At 67.5% G+C, this 24,345-nt stretch carries 22 protein-coding genes and 1 tRNA gene; 12 read left to right on the forward strand and 11 right to left on the reverse strand.

Translation table 11 applies throughout. The annotated features are described in order from the left end of the window. Positions 1-84 precede the first annotated feature (84 nt). Together EB75_RS05070 and EB75_RS05075 are read left to right on the forward strand one after the other, a co-directional pair. On the forward strand, positions 85-2,055 hold the full coding sequence (locus tag EB75_RS05070; RefSeq protein WP_073694385.1) for an ABC transporter ATP-binding protein: 1,971 nt from the start codon (positions 85-87) through the stop codon (positions 2,053-2,055). A gap of 11 nt (positions 2,056-2,066) precedes the next feature. Continuing rightward, entirely contained in the window at positions 2,067-2,819 is a 753-nt protein-coding gene (locus EB75_RS05075) for an energy-coupling factor transporter transmembrane component T family protein (protein ID WP_073694429.1), read from the forward strand. Between the two features lie 3 nt (positions 2,820-2,822). Here EB75_RS05075 and EB75_RS05080 read toward each other — a convergent pair whose 3' ends face one another. The 5 genes from EB75_RS05080 to EB75_RS05100 form a co-directional block, all read right to left on the reverse strand. Further along, positions 2,823-3,476, reverse strand: a complete 654-nt coding sequence (locus EB75_RS05080; RefSeq protein WP_073694386.1) for an LpqN/LpqT family lipoprotein — start codon at positions 3,474-3,476, stop codon at positions 2,823-2,825. Then, on the reverse strand, positions 3,473-3,811 hold the full coding sequence (gene arsC / locus EB75_RS05085; RefSeq protein ID WP_073694387.1) for an arsenate reductase (glutaredoxin): 339 nt from the start codon (positions 3,809-3,811) through the stop codon (positions 3,473-3,475). Before arsC ends, EB75_RS05080 begins: the two co-directional genes overlap by 4 nt. Then, the gene (locus EB75_RS05090) at positions 3,812-4,792 is read right to left on the reverse strand and encodes a ribose-phosphate diphosphokinase (RefSeq protein ID WP_073694388.1); all 981 of its coding nucleotides are present in this window, start codon (positions 4,790-4,792) and stop codon (positions 3,812-3,814) included. Between the two features lie 103 nt (positions 4,793-4,895). After that, the gene (glmU, locus tag EB75_RS05095) at positions 4,896-6,338 is read right to left on the reverse strand and encodes a bifunctional UDP-N-acetylglucosamine diphosphorylase/glucosamine-1-phosphate N-acetyltransferase GlmU (protein ID WP_073694389.1); all 1,443 of its coding nucleotides are present in this window, start codon (positions 6,336-6,338) and stop codon (positions 4,896-4,898) included. 70 nt (positions 6,339-6,408) lie between these two features. Continuing rightward, positions 6,409-6,480, reverse strand: a tRNA-Gln gene (locus EB75_RS05100). An 85-nt stretch (positions 6,481-6,565) separates the two neighbouring features. Here EB75_RS05100 and EB75_RS05105 point away from each other — a divergent pair. Continuing rightward, positions 6,566-7,159: a TetR/AcrR family transcriptional regulator gene (locus tag EB75_RS05105; RefSeq protein WP_073694390.1), complete on the forward strand. Its 594-nt coding sequence runs from the start codon at positions 6,566-6,568 to the stop codon at positions 7,157-7,159. Here EB75_RS05105 and EB75_RS05110 read toward each other — a convergent pair. Then, complete coding sequence (locus tag EB75_RS05110) at positions 7,156-8,403, reverse strand: diaminopimelate decarboxylase family protein (RefSeq protein WP_073694391.1); 1,248 nt, start codon at positions 8,401-8,403, stop codon at positions 7,156-7,158. The genes EB75_RS05105 and EB75_RS05110 overlap by 4 nt on opposite strands. A gap of 107 nt (positions 8,404-8,510) precedes the next feature. Between EB75_RS05110 and mfd the strand changes: the two genes are divergently transcribed. Both mfd and EB75_RS05120 read left to right on the forward strand, forming a co-directional pair. Then, complete coding sequence (gene mfd, locus EB75_RS05115; protein ID WP_073694392.1) at positions 8,511-12,161, forward strand: transcription-repair coupling factor; 3,651 nt, start codon at positions 8,511-8,513, stop codon at positions 12,159-12,161. Next, complete coding sequence (locus EB75_RS05120; protein ID WP_073694393.1) at positions 12,158-13,105, forward strand: nucleoside triphosphate pyrophosphohydrolase; 948 nt, start codon at positions 12,158-12,160, stop codon at positions 13,103-13,105. The genes mfd and EB75_RS05120 overlap by 4 nt, the downstream gene beginning before the upstream one ends. Here the strand turns inward: EB75_RS05120 and EB75_RS05125 are convergent. Continuing rightward, positions 13,093-13,785, reverse strand: a complete 693-nt coding sequence (locus EB75_RS05125; RefSeq protein ID WP_073694394.1) for an alpha/beta hydrolase — start codon at positions 13,783-13,785, stop codon at positions 13,093-13,095. The two genes, EB75_RS05120 and EB75_RS05125, sit on opposite strands and share 13 nt — an antisense overlap. Before the next feature lie 35 nt (positions 13,786-13,820). Here EB75_RS05125 and EB75_RS05130 point away from each other — a divergent pair, with 35 nt between their 5' ends. Next, the gene (locus EB75_RS05130) at positions 13,821-14,705 is read left to right on the forward strand and encodes an AraC family transcriptional regulator (protein WP_073694395.1); all 885 of its coding nucleotides are present in this window, start codon (positions 13,821-13,823) and stop codon (positions 14,703-14,705) included. Between the two features lie 174 nt (positions 14,706-14,879). Beyond that, positions 14,880-15,167: a hypothetical protein gene (locus EB75_RS05135; protein ID WP_073694396.1), complete on the forward strand. Its 288-nt coding sequence runs from the start codon at positions 14,880-14,882 to the stop codon at positions 15,165-15,167. Here EB75_RS05135 and efeB read toward each other — a convergent pair. From efeB to efeU, 3 genes are read right to left on the reverse strand one after another with little or no spacing between them, the layout of a single operon-like run. Next, complete coding sequence (gene efeB / locus EB75_RS05140) at positions 15,140-16,468, reverse strand: iron uptake transporter deferrochelatase/peroxidase subunit (protein ID WP_142239427.1); 1,329 nt, start codon at positions 16,466-16,468, stop codon at positions 15,140-15,142. The genes EB75_RS05135 and efeB overlap by 28 nt on opposite strands. Continuing rightward, positions 16,449-17,609 (reverse strand): iron uptake system protein EfeO, encoded by a 1,161-nt coding sequence (gene efeO / locus EB75_RS05145; protein ID WP_083611978.1) that lies wholly within the window; start codon positions 17,607-17,609, stop codon positions 16,449-16,451. Before efeO ends, efeB begins: the two co-directional genes overlap by 20 nt. Beyond that, entirely contained in the window at positions 17,606-18,502 is an 897-nt protein-coding gene (gene efeU / locus EB75_RS05150) for an iron uptake transporter permease EfeU (protein ID WP_073694398.1), read from the reverse strand. Before efeU ends, efeO begins: the two co-directional genes overlap by 4 nt. Positions 18,503-18,753: 251 nt before the next feature. Here efeU and EB75_RS05155 point away from each other — a divergent pair, with 251 nt between their 5' ends. The 5 genes from EB75_RS05155 to EB75_RS05175 all read left to right on the forward strand — a co-directional run bounded on the left by EB75_RS05155 (position 18,754) and on the right by EB75_RS05175 (position 22,962). Further along, a complete protein-coding gene (locus EB75_RS05155) occupies positions 18,754-19,422 on the forward strand; it encodes a lytic transglycosylase domain-containing protein (RefSeq protein ID WP_502689338.1) in 669 nt (222 codons plus the stop codon). Positions 19,423-19,519: 97 nt separating this feature from the next. After that, a complete protein-coding gene (eno, locus tag EB75_RS05160; RefSeq protein WP_073694400.1) occupies positions 19,520-20,809 on the forward strand; it encodes a phosphopyruvate hydratase in 1,290 nt (429 codons plus the stop codon). A gap of 23 nt (positions 20,810-20,832) precedes the next feature. After that, the gene (locus EB75_RS05165; RefSeq protein ID WP_073694401.1) at positions 20,833-21,528 is read left to right on the forward strand and encodes an FtsB family cell division protein; all 696 of its coding nucleotides are present in this window, start codon (positions 20,833-20,835) and stop codon (positions 21,526-21,528) included. Next, on the forward strand, positions 21,521-22,012 hold the full coding sequence (locus tag EB75_RS05170; protein WP_073694402.1) for a DUF501 domain-containing protein: 492 nt from the start codon (positions 21,521-21,523) through the stop codon (positions 22,010-22,012). Before EB75_RS05165 ends, EB75_RS05170 begins: the two co-directional genes overlap by 8 nt. Then, complete coding sequence (locus EB75_RS05175) at positions 22,003-22,962, forward strand: Ppx/GppA phosphatase family protein (protein WP_073694403.1); 960 nt, start codon at positions 22,003-22,005, stop codon at positions 22,960-22,962. The genes EB75_RS05170 and EB75_RS05175 overlap by 10 nt, the downstream gene beginning before the upstream one ends. A 422-nt stretch (positions 22,963-23,384) precedes the next feature. Here the strand turns inward: EB75_RS05175 and EB75_RS05180 are convergent, their stop codons facing one another. After that, positions 23,385-24,140, reverse strand: a complete 756-nt coding sequence (locus EB75_RS05180; protein WP_073694404.1) for a cutinase family protein — start codon at positions 24,138-24,140, stop codon at positions 23,385-23,387. Between the last annotated feature and the right edge of the window lie 205 nt (positions 24,141-24,345).

A 24,345-nucleotide genomic window follows, 5' to 3' on the forward strand; every position in this document is an offset into this window, starting at 1 on the left:
CGTGGGTTGCTGTCAATGGCAGACCTGGAACATAGTCCACGTGAAGTGGGGGAAATTCGGGTGGTGAACCGTTGCCGTAATGGAATGCAGCCGGCGGAGTTCGCACAGGCGGCGATGACTGCCGCGCTGATGGGTGCGATCGCGGTGGTGTCGATCGTTCTCCCCGGCGCGGTGGTGTTTGCGTGGCTTGGCGCTGTGCCGATGGGCGTGCTGAGCTATCGGCACCGAGTGCGGGTTGGGTTCGCGGCTGCCATTGCCGCGTGCTTGATCGCCTTTCTGGTCTCCGGCTTCGGCGGACTCGTGTCGGCTTTCACATGTGCCTACATGGGCGCGATTTCGGGTCAGGTGAAACGGCGTGGGCGCGGCGCGTTCACCATGCTCGCCGTGGCCGCGGGCTGGGGCGTGGTCGCGGCAAGCTTTTGCGTGGGTCTGTTCGCGTCGCTGGTCCATCTGCGGGAAGTGGTCATCGGTGCCATCGGCGCGAATGTCGGTGGGCTCGCGCTTCTCACGCACGGAATACCTGGGCTAGGCGCGGCAACCGGCGCGTTCCATCGCGCAGTCCAGGGCTGGTTGGTGCACTGGCCGTGGTTCTTTGAGATCTCGGTGTGGCTGCTCGTCATCTTCGGCACGTCGTTCGGCTGGAGAGTGTTGGGGCCGGTGTTGCGCCGCATCGAAGCGGTCACAGATCTGTCGATCGACGGAAGTCTTTCTGCCATCGACAATTCCGCTCCTGCCGGCCCGCTACCAGTGGTGCTCGACGAGGTGAGCTACCGGTATCCCGGTGCGGATTCGGACGCATTGGCGCCGGTGAGTTTCGACGTCGATTTCGGAGATCACGTCGCGGTGACCGGTCCCAACGGTTCCGGGAAATCCACGCTGATGCGCATTCTCGCCGGAAGCCAACCCACCGGTGGGCGAGTGGAACGTCCGGCGGGGGTCGGTCTCGGTCAGGTGGGCGGTACGGCCCTGGTTCTCCAGCATCCCGAGAGTCAGATCCTCGGCCTCCGAATGGCCGACGATGTGGTGTGGGGGTTACCTCATGATCGCGAAGTCGACGTCGACGGCCTGCTGAGCGAAGTGGGTCTGGGCGGTATGGGGCATCGTGACACCGCCGGACTGTCGGGTGGCGAACTTCAGCGTCTCGCCGTCGCCTCCGCGCTGGCTCGTCAGCCGGCCCTGCTCGTGGCGGATGAAGTCACCACGATGGTCGATCAGGCCGGCCGGGATTCGGTGATCAAGGTCCTCGACGGTCTGACTCAGCACCACCGGCTGGGCCTCGTGCACATCACGCACTATCCGGGCGAGGCGGCTTCTGCTGATCGGGTCGTTCAACTCGGTGGCCCCCGGACGTCCACGCCGGCCCCTCTGAAGCCTGAACCCCCGGAAATCGCGACGGCGACAACAGTTCTCGATATCCGAAACGTGTCCTTCGACTACGCGCCGGGCACCGTGTGGTCGCGGCCCGTGCTGCAGGACGTCTCGTTGTCGGTGTCAGAAGGCGACGGGGTACTGCTGTGTGGGGGTAACGGCTCCGGCAAGTCCACCCTCGCCTGGATCATGGCCGGCTTGCTGTCACCGACATCCGGCGAATGCCTCCTCGACGGTCGGCCTACCGCGGAGCAGGTCGGCGCAGCCGCGTTGTGCTTCCAGGCTGCCCGGCTGCAGTTGTTGCGTGGGCATGCCGGTGGTGCTGTTGCGGCGTTGGCTGGCCTGGCCGGCGCCGACACCGAGAACATTCAGCAGGCGTTGTCATCGGTGAGCCTCGATCCCGGCATCGCAGACGTGCTCGTCGACCGGCTCAGCGGTGGCCAGCTGCGACGCGTCGCTCTCGCTGGACTGCTTGCCCGCTCGCCTCGACTGCTCATCCTCGACGAGCCATTGGCTGGGCTGGATATCGATGCCCAATCGGACTTGATCGACCTGCTGCTGAGCATCCGAGCCAAGGGACAGACCGTGATCGTGATTTCTCATGACGTCGACAGCCTGTCGCCTCTGTGTCCGCGAGTCATCCACCTCGAGCGCGGAGCTCTGGCGGAGCAGGCGGCCCAGCGATGAAGCGGCCATTGATGTTGATGCGGCCGGTGCCGGGGCCGTCGCCCGTCCATAGCCTGTGGGCAGGAACCAAACTTGTTGCCGTCCTGGCAGTTTCGGTCCTGCTGACGGTTTCTCCGTCATGGCGCGCCATTGGGCTCACCGCGCTGCTGATTCTGATCACGGCGGTACTGGCTCGCATCCCGTACACGTGTATTCCGTCGGTGCCGCGGTGGATTTGGGTCGTCGTGGTGGTGGGTAGCGTGTTCACGATCGCCAACGGTGGTGCGCCCTACCTCGAAATAGGTTCGGTGACAGTCGGTCTCGGCGGTTATCTGGATTTCCTGCGAGTCACCGCGCTGGGCCTTGTTCTGCTGGGTATGGGCGCAGTGGCGTCGTGGACAACCGAACCCGCCGACATCGCGCCGGCTGTCGCAAGGCTGGGCCGGCCGTTGCGGTGCCTGCGGCTGCCTGTCGATGACTGGGCGGTGACGATCGCCCTCGCGTTCCGCATGTTCCCGATGCTCACCGAAGAGTTTCGGTTGCTCACCGCGGCCCGGCGACTGCAGCCGCCTCCGCCTGAAAAGCGTTCCCGCCGAGCTGAAGTGGTCGACGTGTGTACCGCCGCGATGGTCGTGTCGCTGCGCCGGGCCTCCGAGATGGGTGACGCGATCACCGCCCGCGGCGGCACCGGGCGCATCTCTGCGAGCTCTGACCGGCCGGGATGGCCGGACGTGCTTGCGATGGTCGTCGTTATGGCGATTTTCGTGCTGGCGTTGGCCTTTTGACCGCTACTTCGGGCCGACGGAGAAGCCCATGATGATCGCCTCGATGTCACCGGCTTGTTCTTTGGCCTGCTCGGCGTAGGTCGTGACGGTCAGCTGGATCAGGTAGTGGATACCCGGCCGTGGCGGGGACGGCTGGGCGATGATGATCCGGTTGTAGGACTGCATCCGGCGGTTGTGCAGGTCGTAGCTGCCCTCGATCATCGCCGACGGGTAACCCTGGAAATCCTGGTTGGAGCTGTAGAGCTTCTTGAAGTTCTCGGACAGCAGGGCATCGGCGTCGGAATGCTGGAGCGCGTCCTTGACGTCGAAGTCGCCGGACAGCTGGAACACCATCAGCATCGCCAGGGGATATGTGTCGTTCTTGGCGATGGTCACGGTGCCGGGCGAGTAGTTGAGGTTCTTGTATCCCGTCCAGCCCTGCGGCCGGGGCAGCGTCACCTTGAAGTCGGTGAGCTGGTCGGGGATGACTTGCTTGCTCTGCACGCCGAGCTTGTTCAGGTAGTCCGGGAAGGGAATGAGACTGGCCTTGTCCACCGGCGCCGTGGTGGTGGTCGGCGTCGTCGACCAGATCGACTTGTAGTCAGGCGTTTTCGCCTCGCACGCGGTGAGTGCCAGAGCGATGGACGCCGACGCCACGGCCACCCGAAGCAGGGTCACAGAATCTCGCGGACCGCGTCGATCGGGCGGGCCAGCCGGGTGCCCTTGTCGGTGACGACGAACGGCCGCTCGATCAGGATCGGGTGCTGCGCCATGGCGTCGAGCAGCTGCTCGTCGGTGGCGTCGGCCAGATTCAGTTCGGCATAGAGGGATTCGCGCTTACGCACCGCGGTGCGCACGTCGATACCGGCATCGTTGATCATTGCCACGAGCTCGGCCCGGCTCGGCGGCGTCTTCAGGTACTGCACGACCTCGGGCTCGATGCCGTTCTCCCGCAACAGATCCAACGTCTTGCGGGAGGTCGAGCACTTCGGATTGTGGAAAATCCGGGCCATTTAGGCGGATCCGTCGAAAAGGCCGGTGACCGAGCCGTTTTCGAACACCGCGCGGATGGTCGACGCCAGCAGCGGCGCGATCGACAGCACGGTCAGGGCGTCGAACTGCTTGTCCGGCGTGATGGGCAGTGTGTTGGTGACGATGACCTCGCGGGCGCCGCAGTCGGCGAGGCGCTGGGCGGCCGGGTCGGACAGCACACCGTGCGTGGCGGCGATGATGACGTCCTTGGCGCCGTCCTCGCGCAGCAGCTTGACCGCGCCGGCGATGGTGCCACCGGTGTCGATCATGTCGTCGGTCAGGATGCAGGTCTTGCCCTTGACCTCACCGACGACGCGGTTGGCCTTGACCTGGTTGGGGACCAGCGGATCGCGGGTCTTGTGGATGAAGGCCAGCGGCACGCCGCCCAGGGAGTCGGCCCACTTCTCGGCGACGCGCACGCGGCCGGAGTCGGGAGAGACCACGACCAGGTCGGAATCGGAGTACTTGTCACCGATGTAGCCGCACAGCAGCGACTGGCCGCGCATGTGGTCGACGGGGCCGTCGAAGAAGCCCTGAATCTGGTCGGTGTGCAGGTCGACCGAGACGATGCGGTCGGCACCGGCGGTCTTGAGCAGGTCGGCGACCAGGCGGGCCGAGATGGGCTCGCGGCCGCGGTGCTTCTTGTCCTGGCGCGCGTACGGGTAGAACGGCAGGATCGCGGTGACCCGCTTGGCCGACCCGCGCTTGAGCGCGTCGATCATGATGAGCTGTTCCATCAGCCAGTGGTTCAGCGGCGCGGGGTGGCTCTGCAGCACGAAGGCGTCACTGCCACGCACCGACTCGTCGAAGCGGACGAAGATCTCGCCGTTCGCGAAGTCCCGGGACGTCTGCGGGGTGACCTCGATGCCGAGCTCTTTGGCGACCTGTTCGGCCAGTTCGGGGTGCGCGCGCCCCGAGAAGAGCATCAGATTTTTGCGGTTGTCGGTCCAGTCCGTGGCCACTGTGTGCTGCTTTCGCGGTGGGGGATCGATACGCGGTAATGGTACTTGCCGGTAACCCGGAACTGTTGCCGGGTTACCAGAACGCCAACAACAAACGTCGAGCTCAGCTCTCGCCGCGCGCTTTCCTGGCGGCGGCGGCGGCCTTCGAGTCGGGCCGTTTGCGCTCCACCCAGCCCTCGATGTTGCGCTGCTCGCCCTTCGAAACGGCCAGCGCACCGGGCGGTACGTCCTCGCGGACGACGGTGCCGGCACCGGTGTAGGCGCCGTCGCCGACGCTGACCGGCGCGACGAACATCGTGTCGGAGCCGGTGCGCACGTGCGAACCGATGGTGGTGCGGTTCTTGACCTCGCCGTCGTAGTTGACGAAGACGCTGGACGCGCCGATGTTGCTGTACTCGCCGATGTCGGCGTCCCCGACGTAGGTCAGGTGTGGCACTTTGGTGCCGGTGCCGATCTTCGAGTTCTTGACCTCGACGAAGGCGCCCAGCTTGCCGTCGGCGCCGAGCTCGGTGCCGGGCCGCAGGTAGGTGAACGGCCCGACGGTCGCGCCGGCGCCGATGACGGCCAGCTGCCCGTGGGTACGGATCACCTCGGCGCCGTCACCGACCTCCATGTCGGTCAGCGTGGTGTCGGGGCCGATGACGCAGTTCGCGCCGATGTCGGTGGCGCCCAGAAGCTGGGTGCACTGCTTGATGACGCTGTCGCGGCCGATGCTGACGTCGACGTCGATCCAGGTGGTGGCCGGGTCGATGATCGTGACGCCGGCGCGCTGGTGACCGGCGATGATGCGACGGTTCAACTCGGCGGCCACCTCGGACAGTTGCACGCGGTCGTTGACGCCGGAGACCTGCGCGCTGTCGTCGACGTGGTGGGCCCGGACGATCTGGCCGTCACCGCGGACGATCGAGATGGCGTCGGTGAGGTAGAGCTCCTGCTGCGCGTTGTCCGAGCGCAGCCGGCTCAGGGCCGAACGCAGTGCCGCCGCGTCGAAGGCGTAGACCCCGGAGTTGACCTCGCGGATGGCGCGCTGGGATTCGGTGGCATCGGCCTGCTCGACGATGCCGATCACCTCGTGATCCTGTGTGCGCAGGATGCGGCCGTACCCGGTCGGGTTGGCGACGGTGGTGGTCAGGACTGTGGCTGCGGCGGTCGCGGAAGCGTGGGTGTCGACGAGGTCTGCGAGGGTGTCGGCGTCGAGCAGCGGCACGTCACCCGCGGTGACGACGACCGTGCCGGCGAAATCCTCGGGCAGCGCCGACAGGCCGCAGCTGACAGCGTGCCCGGTGCCGAGCTGCTCCTCCTGGATGGCGACGGTGACGGTCCGGCCGAGGCCGCCCGCGATCTCGTGCACATGCGCGGTGACGCGCTCACGCTCCTTGCCGACGACCACGACCAGGTGAGTCGGGTTGACCTTCGCCACGGCATGCAGGGCGTGCGCCAGCATGCTGCGGCCGGCCAGCGTGTGCAGGACCTTGGGAATGTCGGAGCGCATCCGGGTGCCCGACCCGGCCGCCAGGACGATGACGGCGGCTTCGCCTCGAGTCACGTACGCCTCTCCTACACCGGTTGATCGGCGAGCCCAAGCCGTTGGCTCGCTCGGCAAGCCTCGCTCACTGCTCCGTCGCCAGGACTCGAACCTGAACTATCTGAACCAAAATCAGAGGTGCTGCCGATTACACCACGACGGATTACTCGCCAGAGACTCTAATGCAAGCGGATAGGCTGGCGACCATGGCAGCGGCGGAGAACGGGGCGCGCAGCCCTCGCGCGCGCATGACCGGCAGTGAACGCCGTCAACAGCTCATCGAGATCGCCAAGTCGCTGTTCGCCGAGCGCGGTTACGACGGCACGTCCATCGAGGAGATCGCGCAGCGCGCCAACGTCTCCAAGCCCGTCGTCTACGAGCATTTCGGCGGTAAAGAAGGTCTGTACGCCGTCGTGGTGGATCGCGAGATGTCCGCATTGCTCGACGGCATCACGTCGTCGCTCACCAACAACCGGTCCCGGGTGCGGGTCGAGCGGGTGGCCCTGGCGCTGCTGACGTACGTCGAGGAGCACACCGACGGCTTCCGCATCCTGATCCGCGACTCACCCGCGACCATCACCGCCGGTACCTACGCGACGCTGCTCAACGACGCCGTCAACCAGGTGTCGTCGATCCTTGCCGGTGACTTCTCCCGGCGCGGGCTCGATCCGGAGTTGGCGCCGTTGTACGCGCAGGCGCTGGTCGGTTCGGTGTCGATGACGGCGCAGTGGTGGCTGGACGTGCGGCAGCCCAAGAAGGAAGTGGTCGCCGCGCATGTGGTCAATCTGTGCTGGAACGGCCTGACGCATCTCGAGTCCGACCCGGAGCTGCACGAGGGTTAACCGCAGTCGCGCAGCAGCAGGTCCGCGGTGGTCTCCCGCCGGATCAGCGGCCGAACGCGCCTATCGCAGACGGCGATGACCGGCGGGCGGGTCGTCATGGTGAAGTTCGACGCCATGCTGTGGTGGTAGGCGCCGGTGCACGCGGTGGCGAGTAGATCGCCGGAGTGAACGTCGTCGGGGAGGTCGAGATCGTCGGCGATGACGGAGCCGTCGCGGCCGACGACTGTGGACACGCGCGTGGGTCCGAGCGGATGCCGGTTGGCAAGGGCGACAGTGTAATTCGCCGCCGGTGCCGATTGGGGATGGCTGCCGTCCACGGTGACGACGGCACGGCCGTCGGTGCGGACCGACACCGATTGAACCCGGTGCAGCGTCACCCCCGCGTGCCCGCTGATGGCCCGACCGGGTTCGACGACGAGCCGGGGGCGGGGGAACCGGTTGGCTGCGCAGGCGGCGTCGAGGGCGTCTTCCAGGAAGCCGGCGAGTGCGGTCACGTCGAGTTCGGGTTCCCCGGTCCGGTAGGCGATGGCGTGCCCGCCGCCGATGTTGAGCTCGGTGAGCACCACGCCGTGGGCGGTGCGCACGTCGGCCAGGGTGTCGACCAGCCGCCGCACGGCTTCGACGTAGACCTCCGGCTCGGCGATCTGGGTACCGAGGTGGCAGTACAGGCCGGCCAACGGCAACTGGGGTGTGGCCAGCGCCCGGCGGACCGTCGGCAGCACGTCGACACCCGGCCGCACCTGCAGCAGCATCGCCTGCGGACGGCGCACGACACCGGCGAGGTAGGCCACTTCGATGGGCGAGTCGAGCACGATGCGACCGACGCCGGCGCCCGCCGCGGTCGCCAGCTCGTCGACCGACTTGCCGCTGCCGTGGACGACGATGCGCGCCGGGTCCATGCCGCCGGCGAGGGCCGTGGCCAGCTCGGCTGTCGAACACACCGCCATGCCGAGGCCGGCCTCGTTCACCCAGCCGGCGACGGTCCTGGTCAGCAGGGACTGGGCGCCGTAGACAACCTCGACGCCGCGCAAAGCGGCGCGGTAGTGCTGGGCCCGGTGGCGGAAGTCGGCCTCGTCCAGAACATAGGCCGGTGTACCGAACTCGTCGGCGACGTCGGTGAGTGCCACCGACCCGACGCAGAGTCGTCCCAGGGCGTCGACCTGTGTGGTCGACGACCAGATGGTGGTGTCGATGCGCGGACGCATGGCGCCCCGCAGGGACGGCAGGATGTCGAGCAGTGTCATGACTCCACCCTGCGCCCGGATTCGCCGGGTGAGCGCCCCGTTGACGATCCCTTGACGGGACGCTGCCCAATCTTGACGAAGTCCTGCGAACTACAATCGGGGGCATCATGACCTCCCCGGGGCAGCAATCGATCCAAACCCCGTTGGCGGGGCTCGTCCAACTCGCACTCACCGATCCTGGCCTGCAGGAACTGACGCGGCAGGCCGCTGAAGGCGTCGCCGAGCAGGCGCTGGTGGGCCCGGTCAGCGCCCGCCTCCCGGTCGCGGCGGCGCTGGCTGCCGCCGGCCCGGTGCTGGTCGTCACCGCCACCGGCCGCGAGGCCGACGATCTCACCGCCGAACTGCGGGCCGTGCACGGCGACGCCGTGGCGCTGTTCCCGTCGTGGGAGACGCTGCCGCACGAGCGGCTCTCGCCCGGTGTCGACACCGTCGGCGCCCGGTTGACGGTGCTGCGCCGGCTGGCCCTGCCCGACGACGCCCGGCTCGGTCCGCCGCTGCGCGTGGTGGTCACCACGGCGCGGTCGCTGCTGCAGCCGCTGGCCGGCGGGCTCACGGACGCCGAGCCGGTGACGCTGACCATCGGCGGCGAAGCCGACTTCGACGACACCGTCGCGCGGCTGGTCGAGCTCGCCTACACGCGCGTCGACATGGTCGGCAAGCGCGGCGAATTCGCCGTCCGCGGAGGCATTCTCGACGTCTTCACGCCGACCGCCGAGCACCCGGTCCGTATCGAGTTCTGGGGTGACGAAGTCACCGAGATGCGCATGTTCTCGGTGGCCGACCAGCGGTCCATCCCCGAGATCGCCATCGAGACGGTGATCGCGATGCCGTGCCGCGAACTGTTGCTGACCGACGACGTCCGCGAGCGTGCGGCGGAAATCGGCGCGGGCCTGCCGAGCAGCGACAACCAGGTCACCGGCAGCGTCGCCGACATGATGGCCAAGCTCGCCGAGGGCATTCCCGTCGACGGCATGGAAGCGCTGCTGCCGGTGCTGCGCCCCGGCGAACTGGCGCTGCTCACCGACCGGCTGCCGGCCGGTGCGCCGCTGCTGATCTGCGATCCGGAGAAGGTCCGCACCCGCGCGGCCGATCTGATCAAGACGGGTCGCGAATTCTTGGAGGCCTCGTGGTCGGTGGCCGCCGTGGGCGGCGACGCGCCGATTGACGTTGAGCAGCTTGGTGGTTCGGGATTCCGGGACTTCGCGGAGGTTCGGGAATCCGCGGCCGCCGGCGGTCACCCGTGGTGGACGCTCAGCCAGCTGGCCAACGAGACGGCGCTCGAAGTGGACATCCGGCCGGCGCCGTCGGCCCGCAGCCAGCAGAGCCTCGAAGAGATTTTCGCGATGCTGCGCGCGCACATCGCCACCGGCGGGCTCGCCGCGGTGGTCACCCCCGGTACCGGTACCGCGCACCGCGTGGTCGAGCAGCTGAGTGAATCCGATGTCGCCGCAACGATGTTGGAGCCCGGTGCGGCGCCCAAGGCCGGAGTCGTCGGCGTCATCAAGGGTCCGCTGCATGACGGTCTGATTCTGCCCGGCGTCAATCTCGTGGTCATCACCGAGACCGACCTGACGGGTAACCGGGCCACGGTCACCGAGGGGAAAAGGCTTGCCGCCAAACGGCGTAACGTCGTCGACCCCTTGGCGTTGACGGCCGGCGACCTGGTGGTGCACGACCAGCACGGCATCGGCAAGTTCGTCGAGATGACCGAACGCGTGGTCGGTGGCGCCCGCCGTGAGTACCTGGTGCTGGAGTACGCGTCGGCCAAACGCGGTGGCGGTTCCGACCGGCTGTACGTGCCGATGGACTCGCTGGATCAGCTGTCGCGCTACGTCGGCGGCACCGAGCCCACGCTGAGCCGGCTCGGCGGCAGCGACTGGACCAACACGAAGACCAAGGCGCGCAAGGCGGTTCGTGAGATTGCCGGCGAATTGGTGTCGCTGTACGCCAAGCGGCAGTCCGCGCCGGGGCATGCTTTCGCGCCGGACACCCCGTGGCAGGCCGAGATGGAGGACGCGTTCGGCTTCACCGAGACCATGGACCAGTTGACCGCCATCACCGAGGTCAAGGCCGACATGGAAAAGCCGGTCCCGATGGACCGGGTCATCTGCGGTGACGTCGGCTACGGCAAGACCGAGATCGCGGTCCGCGCGGCGTTCAAGGCCGTACAGGACGGTAAGCAGGTCGCAGTGCTGGTGCCGACGACGCTGCTGGCCGACCAGCACCTGCAGACCTTCACCGCACGCATGGCCGGTTTCCCGGTGACGGTCAAGGGGCTGTCGCGGTTCACCGATCCGGCCGAATCTCGTTTGGTGATCGAGGGTTTGAAGGACGGCTCGGTCGACGTGGTCATCGGCACGCACCGGCTGCTGGCGACCGGCGTCACCTGGAAAGACCTCGGCCTGGTGATCGTCGACGAGGAACAGCGGTTCGGCGTCGAGCACAAAGAGCACATCAAATCGATGCGCACCCACGTCGACGTGCTGACCATGAGCGCCACCCCGATCCCGCGAACGTTGGAGATGAGCCTGGCCGGCATCCGGGAGATGTCGACGATCCTGACGCCGCCCGAGGAACGCTTCCCCGTGCTGACTTACGTTGGGCCGCATGACGACAAACAGGTCGCCGCGGCCCTGCGGCGCGAACTGCTGCGTGACGGGCAGGCGTTCTACATCCACAACCGGGTGAAGTCGATCGACAGCGCGGCCGCGCGGGTACGGCAGCTGGTGCCCGAGGCGCGAGTTGTCGTGGCGCACGGGCAGATGCCCGAGGAGATGCTCGAGAAGACCGTCGAGGGCTTCTGGAATCGCGAGTACGACATCCTGGTGTGCACCACGATTGTCGAGACAGGCCTTGACATTTCGAACGCCAACACGCTGATCGTAGAGCGCGCCGACACCTTCGGCCTGTCGCAGCTGCACCAGCTGCGGGGCCGCGTCGGCCGCAGCCGCGAGCGTGGCTACGCGTATTTCCTGTACCCGCCCGAGGTGCCGCTCACCGAGACCGCGCACGACCGGCTGGCCACCATCGCGCAGAACAACGACCTGGGTGCCGGCATGGCCGTCGCGATGAAGGACCTCGAGATTCGCGGCGCGGGCAACGTGCTCGGTGTCGAACAGTCCGGGCACGTCGCGGGCGTCGGCTTCGATCTGTACGTCCGGCTGGTCGGTGAGGCCGTCGAGGCCTACCGGGCCGCGGTGGACGGCAAAACCATTGCCGCCGTGGAGGAACCGAAGGAGGTGCGGGTCGACCTGCCGATCGACGCGCATCTGCCGCCGGACTACATCGGCAGCGACCGGCTGCGGCTGGAGGCCTACCGCCGGTTGGCTGCGGCGTCCGATCATGCCGCCGTGGCGTCCGTGGTCGAGGAGCTGGTGGACCGCTACGGACCGCTGCCCGAACCCGCGCAGCGGTTGGTCGCCGTGGCTCGGTTGCGGCTGCTGTGCCGCGAGTACGGCGTCACCGAGGTATCCGCAATCTCGGATTCGACCATCCGCCTGACGCCGCTGACACTCCTGGACTCGGGGCAACTGCGGCTCAAGAGGATGTATCCGGGCGCCACATATCGGGCGACGACATCGACGGTGCAGATCCCGATTCCGCGGGCCGGTGCCGGGGTCGGTGCACCGCGCATCCGCGACCTCGAACTGGCGCGTGCGGTGGCCGGTTTGCTGCTGGTGCTCGACGGGAAAGCGGCCGGTGAAGTTGATATCACCGACTTGGGAGGTAGTGCGGTGGGAGAGGCGGATCGCGCATGACGGTCGTCCTGGTCGATCCGCGCCGTCCCTCGCTGATGCCGATCGACGCGCTGGTCCTGCTCACCGGCGACGTCCAATACACCGAGGAACTGCCGGTCAAGGTGCCGTGGTCGCTACCGTCGGGCCGGCCGTCCTACGGGGACACCGACAATCCGGCGCCGGTGCTGTTGTCGTCGGATCCGGAGCACCCGCAGGTTCGGGCCCGGCTCGCCGCCGGCGAGCGGCTGATCGCGGCAGACGGTTCGCAGCCCGGGGAGCGGCTCATCGACGCCGTCACGATGATGGACAAGCTGCGCACCAACGGTCCGTGGGAGAGCGAGCAGACCCACGACTCGTTGCGTCGCTACCTGCTGGAGGAGACCTACGAGTTGTTCGACGCGGTCCGGGGCGGCAACGCCGACGACGTCCGCGAGGAACTCGGAGATGTGTTGCTGCAGGTGCTGTTTCACGCGCGCATCGCCGAAGACGCGCCGCTGCACCCGTTCGGTATCGACGACGTGGCCGATACCCTGATCCGCAAACTGGGCAACCGGGTGCCGGCAGTGCTTGCCGGACAAGAGATTTCGCTGGAAGACCAGATCGCGCAGTGGGAAGAGCGTAAGGCGCTCGAGAAAGCGGCGCGGACGTCGTGCATGGACGAGGTGCCGACGGCGCTGCCCGCGCTGGCGCTGGCGCAGAAGCTGATCGAACGGACCGGCACGGCCGGGTTGCCCGCCGATCTGCTGCCGGCCGGACTCACCTCGGTGACCCTGGAACTCGGTGTCGACGCCGAAAGTGCCTTGCGCACAGTGGCTCTCGAATTCATCGACACGGTGCGGGCGACCGAGCGCCGCATCGTCGCCGCCCGCCGCGGCGACGAAGTGGCGGTGGAGTTGGACGCGGCGCCGCTGGGCGCCGTGTCAGAGGATGAGTGGCGGGAACACTGGCCGGTTCAGGCCGACTGAGTCGCGGCCTCGTCGATCAGGTCGGCCACGGCCGCTGCCTGTGAAGCCAGCGACGCGTGGCTGGCGTCCAGTTCGATGATCTTGCGTGGGTTGATCCGCTGCGCCATGCGGCGTTCGTTGTCCGGGTGGATCATCCGGTCCTGTGTGGAGACCTGGTACCACGACGGCTTGACGCGCCACGCCGGTGCGGTCACCGTGTCACCGAAAGTCGATGCCAGTGGGGCCTTTTGGGTCACGGCCATGACGAGCGCGTCATCGTCGGACAGGTCCTGGCAGAAGCTCTCGTGGAACTTATCCTGGAGGACCCAGAGGTAGCCGTCGGAATCGGGCGCCAGGTTGGCGGCCGCCGCGGGCGGCATCTCCTGCGTGATCCCGCCCGGGCTCTCGCCGGCATCGGGCGCGAAGGCCGCGATGTACACCAGGGCCGTGACGTTGGGCAGGTCTCCGGCCTCGGTGATGACGGCGCCTCCATACGAGTGGCCGACCAGGACGACGGGGCCGTCGACCTGACTGACCATCTTGCGGGTGCGCTCGGCGTCGTCGGCCAGCGACGTCAGTGGGTTCTCCACCGCGCGCAGCGACGTGTAACCGCGGCGGTTCAGTTCGACGATCACGTTGGCCCAGTGGGCCGCACCGCCCCAAAATCCGTGTACCAGGACAACTGTTGGCTTTTCGGTCATGTGGGTGACACTATTTGGACGATGAGGCAAGTTCAATGACCGATTCCGCGTCAAACTTTGCCAATTCACCGGACTCGACGGTCGATGCGTTCTCCGAGATCCTCGACACCGTCCGGCTGCGCGGGCAGACCGTCGTCCGTTACGCGCCCGGATCCGCGCCGTTCAACATCGAGGTACCCGGCCGGCGCCTCCTGCACATCGTCGAGCACGGCAACCTCCGGCTGCGCTTGGCCGGTGGCGGGCCGCCGATCATTTTGAGCGACGGTGATCTGGTGCTGCTCGCGCGAGGCGATCGCCACCGGCTCCAGTCCGTCGGCGACGCCGCGCGGTGGGTGACGGGGACGTTCCTCGTCGACGATGCTGTGGCTGACCCGCTGCTGTCGGTGCTGCCCGCGGCCATCGTGGTGTCCGGGCGGGGCGAGGACCGTGAGTGGTTGGAGGTCAGCCTGCGGTTGCTGGTGGCGGAGGTCGCCGGGCCGCAGCCGGGGTCGGCGGTGATGATCTCGCGCATCCTGGATCTGCTGTTCATCCACACGCTGCGGGCCTGGTCGCGGGACGCCTCGGCGCCGCCCGGATGGTTGACGGCGGCGTTGGATCCGATACTGGGCCAAGTCCTTTCGGCCATTCATCAGGATCTGGCGCGGCCGTGGTCGGTCGCCGAACTCGCGGCGATGGCCAACCTGTCGCGGACCGCCTTCGCCGAGCGCTTCACCCGGCTGCTGGGGCGGCCGCCCGCGGGTTACCTGATCGATCGTCGACTCGACCGGGCGGCTCAGCTGTTACGGACGGACGCTACGTCCGTGGCCGGCGTCGCTGCGGCAGTGGGCTACACCTCGGAGGCCGGGTTCAGCCGGGCCTTCAGCCGGCGGTTCGGTGCCCCGCCGCTGCGCTGGCGGAACACCTCGGGCCGCGCCGGTTGACTCCGCGCGAGCTCGACCGCGAATGTGCAGCTAGCGCGCCTCAGCCGCCGGATCTGCGATCTGTGCGCACACTCGCGTCGGCGGCGGGCCCGGAACTTGGGATCGGTAGCCGAGCCGCCCCGGTGTGATTGCTCCAACGACGCCGACAACGAGCGTCCAACGAAAGGAAACACCGTGAAGCTCCCCGCCGCAATCGAACAGCACGTCAACCGCTTCGACCGCCAGCAGAGCCTGATCATCGCGATCAGCACCGGCCTGCTGGCCTTCTGGTCGGGCTACCGCGTCGCCTGGTCGCTGTACCTGACGCTGGCCTACGACTTCCTGTTCGGATCGCTGGTCTTCCAGATCGCGCTGTGGGGCGTGATCGGTGCTGCGGCCGCGGTCGCGGCGTTCGTGTTCTACAACCGCTACCGCACCGCGGACCAGGCCGACGCTCAGCCGAAGAGCGTCGAACCCCAGTAATCCGACGAACCATCACGCACACCCGGCGGGCAGGCAAAGATGCCGCTGCCGGTGTGCGTGATGTATTCGTTGAGGGCGTCGTTGTCGGACAACGACCGCTGCATCGGGATGAACGATTCGGCCGGGTTGCGGACGAACGCGATGAAGAACAGGCCGGCGTCCAGATGGCCGAAACCGTCTGAGCCGTCGGTGAAGTTGTAGCCGCGGCGCAGAATCTGCGCCCCCTTGTTGGCCTCGGGGGAGGCCAACCGTACGTGTGAGTCGAGGGCGACCATCGGTTCGCCGTCGGCACCCTTGCTGTCGAAGTCCAGTGGGGTGAATTCGTCGGTGTACCCGTTGGGTGCGCCGTTGCCCTTCTGCCGCCCGATGACCCGCTCCTGCTCCGCCAGCACCGTGCGGTCCCAGGATTCGATGAGCATCCGGATGCGTCGGCTGATCAGGTACGACCCGCCCGTCATCCAGGCCGGTCCGTCGCCACCCGCGACCCAGACGTGCTTGTCGATGGCCGCCGTGTCCTCGGCCTTCAGGTTGTTCGTTCCGTCCTTGAACCCGAACAGGTTTCGGGGCGTGGACTGAGTGACCGTCGTCGACGAGGTGCGGCCGAACCCGAGCTGTGAGTACCGCACCGCGACGGTGCCGAAGCCGACGCGCGCCAGGTTGCGAATGGCGTGCACCGCGACCTGCGGGTCGTTGGCGCAGGCCTGCACGACGATGTCGCCGCCGCAGCGGGCCGGGTCCAGCTTTTCGTTGCGGAACTTGGGCAGGTCCACCAGATGTGCCGGCCGTTGCGCATCGATGCCGAACCGGTCCTTGCCGTCCTTGCGGAAGAAGCCCGGGCCGAAGCCGATGGTCAGTGTCAGCGCGGAGGCCGAAAGGCCAAGGGCCTCACCGGTATCGGCGGGCGGAGCGTAGGGGTTCAGGCCGATGGCCCCGTGCGGGACGGCCTCGTGGCCGAGCGTCATGCGTTCGGCCATCTCGGTCCACTGCTTGAGCATCGCGATCACGTCGGACTTCTTGTCCGTCGTGACGTCGAAGGTCGCGAAGTGCATCCGGTCCTGCGCGGCGGTGACGATGCCCGCCTGGTGTGTGCCGCGGAATGGCACCGGCTTGCTCAGGCTGTCCTCCACCACGGCCGCGGATGAGCGGCCGGCCAGCGCGCCGGTGGCGGCGGCGCCGACCACGGCGGCCGTCACCCCGGCCGCGCCGAACAGTTTGCGTCGGCTGAGCCCGCCGTGTCCGCTCTGCTCGGTCACGGCCGGCGCAGCGGCGTCAGGCTGGGGCTCACTGCTTGGCGATGACACCCTGCACCTCGCTGACCTCCTTGCTCAGGGCATCGACGGCACGCGAAAGTTCTTGCCGCTCAGGCTCGGTCACCTTGTCGTAGGAGATGAAGCCGTCGCCCTGGCGCCACTTGTCCAGCAGCTTCTGCACCTTCTCGAAGGCCTCGTCGACCTCTTTGCCCAGGCTGGGGTTGCGCTCGTCGAGAATCGGGTCGACCGAGCCGACCGCGGTCCGCGAGCCCTCGATGTTGGCCTGGATGTCCCACAGGTCGGTGTGGCTGAAGATGTCTTCTTCGCCGGTGATCTTGGTCTTGGCGATCTCGTCCAGCAGTTCCTGCGCGCCACCGGCGATCTTGGTGGAGTCGATGGTCCATTTCGGATCCTTGACGCCCGCGTCGAGTTCCTTGACGTCCTTGACCAACTGGTCGGCCAGGGCGTTCGCATCGGGCTGCAGGCCGGTGACCCAGAGCTGCTTCTCCAGGACGTGGAAGCCGGTCCACTTGTCGCCGGGTTTCACGTCGGCTTCACGCAGGTCGATGCGCGGGTCCAGGTCGTCCGGGAACGACTCGGCGACCGGCTCGATGCGCTCGTAGTAGGTGCGGGCCTTCGGGTACAGCGCCTTGGCTCCGGCGACGTCACCCTTCTTCACCGCGGCGGCGAATGCCTCGGTGGCGGGCACCAGCGCGGTGGTCTGCTCGACGACGTACTTCTTGTAGAAGTCCGCGGCCTCCTTGAACTTGCCGGTGTCGTCGATCTTGACGGTGTCACCGGTGACGGTGAAGTCACCACGGATGCCGTCGCCGACCATGCCGGGCTTGCACGCGGTCTTGTAGGTGCCGGCTTCGGGCAGCTGCACGATCAGCTTGCGCTGCAGGCCGGGGGAGACGTTCTCGATCTCGCCCATCACCTTGTCGCCCGGGCCGTAGACGTAGAACTCGGTGACCTTGGTGCCGTTGTTGGTGACGACGAACGTGCTCGGGCCCGTCTTGGCCGACGTCGCCGACAGCTTGCAGGCGTCGTCGGAGGCGGTCACCGTGATCTCGCCGGAGGCGGACTTGTTCTCGTCCGACTTGGAGGTGCACGCGGAGACCGCGGTCAGGCCGGCGAGTAGGGCAGCCGAAGCAGCCAGACCGGTCTTGACGTTCAGAGCAGCGAGATTCACGAAGCGGACCTTTCGAGGGTGGCAGCAGGGGTGGGTTTGGCTGCGACGGGTCGCAGGAACAGCGTCAGGACGACCGCGAGGTAGGCCAGCCAGCAGACGAACTGCAGGATCGAGGGGGCGGGGCTGATGTTGAAGACGCCCTGGATCACCTGGCCGTACCACGAGGACCAGTTGAAGGCGCCGGTCATGTCGAAGGCCTTCACACCCAGTCCGGGCAGCCAGCCGACGGTCTGCAGGGCGTGGATGGCGTACGACAGGATGCCCGCGGCGACGACGACCAGGAAGGCGCCGGTGTACTTGAAGAACTTGGCCAGGTTGATGCGCACGGCGCCGGCGTACATGCCGTAGGCGAAGACGACGGCGATGAGCAGGCCGATCACGAGTCCGGCCAGCGGCCATGCGGTCGAGGCGTTGGCGTAACCCACCATGAACAGTGCCGTTTCGACGCCTTCGCGACCGACGGCCAGGAAGGCCAGTGTGGCGACGGCCCAGCCGCCGGTCTCCAGGGCGCGCGCCATGTCGCTGCGCAGCTCACCGGAGATGGTCGCGGCGGCTTTGCGCATCCACAGCACCATGGTGGTGACGATGATCACCGCTACCAGGGAGGCGACACCGGCGATGGCTTCAGCTGCGAGTCCGGAGATGGTGTTCTCGCTGAGCTGGATGGAGAGGAAGACGCCGATGGTCATCGCGATGGCGCCGGCGACTCCGAGCCAGACCCATTTGAGGGCGTCGCGGCGGTCGGATTTCACGAGGAACGCGATGAGGATGGTGACGACGATCGCAGTTTCGAGGCCTTCACGGAGGCCGATCAGCAAGCTGCCAAAAAGCTGTGAGGAAATGCCGGGCCCAGCGGCTACCAGCGATGTCGAGACCGCGAAAGTGGTGGTCATCCGCAATCCTTAGATAGTCTATATAGTCACTCAGGTTTGCCTTGCCAAAGGAAGGCAAGCCAACCTTATCAGCGGATCGACGACGGTCGTAGCTTCATGTCGGAAAGCTCGCGCTCCCGGGGGCACTCAGCTCGGCATGCGACGATGGCGTGACGACGAATCCGTCGAGAATCTCAGTGCATGGGGGAGTGGCAGTGTTGCGAGCGCGTCTGCTGCGGGTAACCGCTGTCGTCGCCGCAACGGCGGTTCTGATGGCCTCGAGCTGCTCCTTCCAGCCCGGCTACCTGCGCGGAGTGCCGCCGCCGGCGGGTCCTCCCGTGCCCCCTATCAACACCCATGTGAAGGGTCGGGGCGCCGACCAGTTGCGTGATTGGGCCGAGCATCTGGCTCCGCCGCTGGGCATTCCGGTCATGGCGCTCGAGGCCTACGGGTACGCCGCGCGCGTTGCCGAGGTCGAGAACCCCAAGTGCCACATCGCGTGGACGACGCTGGCCGGCATCGGGATGGTCGAGAGCCACCACGGCACCTACCGCGGCGCGACCATCGCCCCGAACGGCGACGTCACGCCCCCGATCCGCGGCGTGCCACTCGACGGCACCATGAACAACCTGCGGATTCCGGATTCCGACTCGGGAAGCATGGACAGCGACGGCGCCGTCGACCGCGCCATGGGGCCCATGCAGTTCATCCCGGACACGTGGCGGTTGTACGGCGTCGACGCAAACAACACCGGCTTCGCCAGCCCCGACAACATCGACGACGCTGCGCTGTCGGCGGCGGGCTACCTCTGCTACCGCGGCAAGGATCTGTCCAGTCCGCACGGCTGGATGGACGCGCTGCACGCCTACAACATGTCGGACGACTACGCCCGCGCCGTGCGGGACTGGGCGACGGCGTACGCGAACGGGCACCAGAGATAAGTAGCGATAGGTACCGGTAGCTGCCGCACTTCTACTACGGGCACCGTTTAGGCTGATGGGCGTTCGCACGAGTCCGTGACGCCAAAGGGAGACCCAAGTGCCAATCATCGAACAGGTCGGAGCCCGCGAGATTCTCGACTCCCGGGGAAATCCGACGGTCGAGGTCGAGGTCGCTCTGACCGACGGAACCTTCGCCCGCGCGGCGGTGCCGTCGGGTGCGTCGACCGGTGAGCACGAGGCCGTCGAGCTGCGCGACGGCGGCCCCCGCTACCTCGGCAAGGGCGTCGAGAAGGCCGTCGAGGCCGTGCTCGACGAGATCGCTCCCGCGGTCATCGGCCAGGCTGCCGACGACCAGCGCATCATCGACCAGGCGCTGCTGGACCTGGACGGCACCCCGGACAAGTCGCGCCTCGGCGCCAACGCCATCCTGGGCGTCTCCCTGGCCGTGGCCAAGGCCGCTGCCGACTCCGCCGGCCTGCCGCTGTTCCGCTACATCGGTGGCCCGAACGCCCACATCCTGCCGGTGCCGATGATGAACATCCTCAACGGCGGCGCCCACGCCGACACCGGCGTCGACGTCCAGGAGTTCATGGTCGCCCCCATCGGTGCGCCGACCTTCAAGGAGTCGCTGCGCTGGGGCGCCGAGGTCTACCACTCGCTCAAGTCGGTGCTGAAGAAGCAGGGCCTGGCGACGGGCCTCGGTGACGAGGGTGGTTTCGCGCCCGACGTCGCCGGCACCCACGCCGCGCTCGAACTGATCAGCACCGCCATCGACGCCACCGGCCTGAAGCTGGGCAGCGACGTGGCCCTGGCGCTCGATGTCGCGGCCACCGAGTTCTACACGGACGGCACGGGTTACGCCTTCGAGAAGCAGACCCGCACCGCCGAGGAAATGGCAGCGTTCTACGCCTCGCTGCTGGATGCGTTCCCGCTGGTGTCCATCGAGGACCCGCTGTCGGAGGACGACTGGGAGGGCTGGGTGGCGCTGACCACCGCGATCGGTGACCGCGTCCAGCTCGTCGGCGACGACCTGTTCGTCACCAACCCGGAGCGTCTGGAAGAGGGCATCGAGAAGGGTGCTGCCAACGCGCTGCTGGTGAAGGTCAACCAGATCGGCACGCTCACCGAGACTTTGGACGCTGTCGCCCTGGCGCACGCCGCCGGCTACAAGTCGATGATGAGCCACCGCAGTGGCGAGACCGAGGACACCACCATCGCCGACCTGGCCGTCGCCTGCAGCTGCGGCCAGATCAAGACCGGTGCCCCGGCCCGCAGCGAGCGCGTCGCCAAGTACAACCAGCTGCTGCGCATCGAGGAGACCCTCGGCGACGCCGCGCGCTACGCCGGCGACCTGGCCTTCCCGCGTTTCGCGGTGGAAGCCAAGTAGTTTCGCGGGTCTGACCTTCCGATATGGCCGATCCCAAACGGCGTTCCCCCGCCTCTCGTCCCGCCAAGCCCGGCGAGGCGAAGCGGGGGCGTGCCGGGGCCGGCACGTCGGCCGCCAAGGCGGGTAACCGGCCCAAGGCCGAGCCGCGGCGGGTCCCGGACAATCTGCCGGTTCCGGTCACCGAGCCCATCCGTCAGGCGTATGCGGAGTCGGTCGAGCACCATGCCGAGCAGCGGCTGGGGTCAGCGGCGCGGCGGGCGGCGATTCTCGCCGTCGTGGTGTGCGTGCTGACCCTGACCATCGCCGGACCGGTGCGCACGTTCTTCGCCCAGCGCACCGAGATGCAGCAGCTGGCCGCTGCTGAATCCCAATTACGTTCGCAGATAGCCAATTTGGAGCAGCAGAAGGTGAAGCTGGCCGACCCGGTGTACATCGCCGCGCAGGCCCGTGAGCGGTTGGGCTTCGTGATGCCGGGGGATATCCCGTATCAGGTGCAACTGCCTCCCGGTGCCGTTACGACCCCCGTCGCGCCGGCGCCGTCGCCCACCGCCAAGAGTAACCAGCCCTGGTACACCGCGCTGTGGCACACCATTGCCGATCAGCCGCACGGACTGACGCCGGCTCCGGCCGTGGTCCCGCCTGGCCCGGACGGGGTCACCCCGGACACTGACGTGCCCCCGACCGATGTGCCCGCACCTCAGGCGCCGCCCGGTGGTTGACGCTGCTGATCTCGAAGCCGTTGCGGCCCAACTGGGGCGGGAGCCGCGCGGTGTCCTGGAGATCGCCTACCGCTGCCCCAACGGCGAGCCCGGTGTGGTCATGACCGCGCCGCGGCTGCCCGACGGGACCCCTTTTCCCACTTTGTATTACCTGACGCATCCGGCGCTGACGGCTGCCGCCAGTCGGCTGGAGTCGTCGGGTCTGATGCGGGAGATGACCGAGCGTCTGCAGGCTTCCGAAGAGTTGCGCGCGGCGTATCTGCGTGCGCACGAATCGTTCCTCGCTGAGCGGGACGCCATCGAGTCGCTGGGGACGACGTTCTCCGGCGGCGGAATGCCGGACCGCGTGAAGTGCCTGCACGTGGTGATGGCGCATTCCTTGGCAAAAGGCCCGGGCCTCAACCCCTTTGGTGACGAGGCGCTGGCATTGTTGGCAGTCGAACCGGCGATGGCCGGGATTCTGGATCCGAAGGTGTGGGTGTGAGTTCGCGGGTCGCCGCTGTTGACTGCGGTACCAACTCGATCCGTCTGCTCATCGCGGACGTCGTCGATGGCCGGCTGCGGGACGTGCACCGCGAGATGCGGATCGTCACGCTCGGTGAAGGTGTCGACGCCACAGGCGAATTCGCGCCCGCCGCGCTCGCCCGCACCGAAGCGGCACTGGCCGACTATGTCGAGACGATGCTGGCGCACGACGTGACCAAGGTGCGGATGGTGGCGACCTCAGCGGCCCGCGACGCCGGAAACCGCGACGAGTTCTTCGCCATGACGGCACGGCAATTGGGCCGGGTGATGCCGGGTGCAGTGGCCGAGGTGATCACGGGAACCGAGGAAGCCGCGCTGTCGTTCCGCGGTGCTGTCGGCGAATTGGACTCGGCCACAGGGCCTTTCGTCGTCGTCGACCTGGGCGGTGGCTCGACCGAGGTGGTGCTCGGCGGGTCCGGCGCTGCCGTCGCGGATGTCGTGGCCAGTTTCTCGGCCAACATCGGCTGCGTGCGGCTTACCGAGCGCTGCTTGCAGTCCGATCCGCCCACGGCCGACGAAGTGGCCGCAGCGCGTGCCGTGGTTCGCGAAAAATTGGCCGAGGCGTTGGCTGTCGTGCCCATCGAAGGGGCTGCGACGTGGGTCGGCGTGGCCGGCACGTTCACCACGGTTGCCGCACTGGCGCTGGGGCTGCCGGAGTACGACTCCGAGGTAATTCACCTGTCCCGCATCGGGATTCCGGATGTCGTCAAGGTGTGTGACGAGCTGATCGCGATGCCGCGGGCGCAACGTGCCGAGCTCGGCCCCATGCACCCGGGCCGAGTGCCGGTGATCGGCGGCGGTGCGGTGGTCGTCGAGGAATTGGCCCGTGAATTCGGTCAGCGGGCGGGCATTACAGAATTGGTGGTCAGCGAGCACGACATCCTGGACGGCATCGCTTTATCGGTCTGACGCCGAGCGTGGGGGTTTACGCGGGAAATCGAAATCCCGCGTCAACCCCCACGGTCGACGATCGAGATTGCTGCTTAGACCTTGCAGTTCGGGCGGTTGTGGCAGTGGTGTCCGTCGCGGCAGGCGTTGCACTGACAGCCACAGGTCGACACGTTCTTGGTGGAAACCTTCATTACTGATCACCCCTGTTGTCTCGGCTTATCGAGATATGACTACTTCACCATAGTTCGGTCGCGGGGCGGAGTGAAGGTTGCGGGAGAGACCGGCGCGACGCCGAGGGTGACGACCAGCGCGGTGACGCGCGCGAAAATTCGGGCCGTGAGCGCCACGTTCGGCGTAGGCGCCTGGACCGTGTCGTGACATACCGACGGCCGGAACCAGTCCCTCGTGAGACTGACTTCCGGCCGTCGGCAGGGGGTGATTCAGTTGGCTGTGTCGTCCGACGCCTGGACGATCGGGGCGGCCGGAGCGGCGGGCGCACCCAGCTGACGGGCGACGAAGTCCGCGGCCTGGTTGGCCATGCCGTTGAACTTGTAGGCGCTGTGGGCGGAGCGATCCAGGCCGCCGCCGCAGATCGGGTCGCCGGGGGCGCACAGCTGGATGGTCTTGCCGGCGTAGGCGCTGCCGATGTTGATGGCGGGGGCGCTGCGGTCGGCGACGCTCAGCACGAACGGGCTCGGGGTGCCGAACAGGACGACGGCGGCGACGTGCGAGGCGACCGAGGCGGGCATCGGGCCGGAGATGCCGGCGGGCAGGACGAATCCGGCGGGGACGCTGCTCATGGTGCTGTAGCCGGCGACGGCGGCGCCCTGCGAGTAGCCGCCGATGACGATCTTGGTGGCGGGGCACGAGGCGGCGATGGACTCGATGCGGTTGGTGGCGTCGGCGACGCCGTCGGCGGCTGCGCCGAAGTCCAGCGAAGCCGGGTAGTTCACGCCGTAGGCGTCGATGTTGCGTCCGGGCATCCGGGCGTTCAGTGCGTCGACGAAGGCCTGGCCGGTGGCACCGACGCCAGGGCCTTCGAAAGTGCCGCGGGCGAAGACGACCTCGACGTTGGCACAGGAGTCGTCGGCGGCGTTGGCCGTGGCGACCGGGCCGGCGATGGCGCCGGCGATGATCGTGAAGGCGGCCACGGCGGTCAATGCCACCTTGCCGGCCGCGTTACGAATGGCGCTCATGTTGTTTTCCCCGTCCCTTGAAGTACCAGTTGCCTGGTATAAGCCGAACGGGTGACCTGCGATTCCGGTCGATCGGTGTGACGTACCACATATCTAGGATGGCTAACCATCGGGGATGAACTGCAGGCCTGAATGCGTTGGATTCAGCCCGTCCGTCGAGCGTTGGGCTGTGTGCCAAAGATCCGCGAATCCTCGACGACAACCC

Origin of the sequence: Mycobacterium sp. ST-F2 (assembly GCF_001905655.1) — a bacterium.
In the GTDB taxonomy this organism is placed as follows: Bacteria; Actinomycetota; Actinomycetes; order Mycobacteriales; family Mycobacteriaceae; genus Mycobacterium.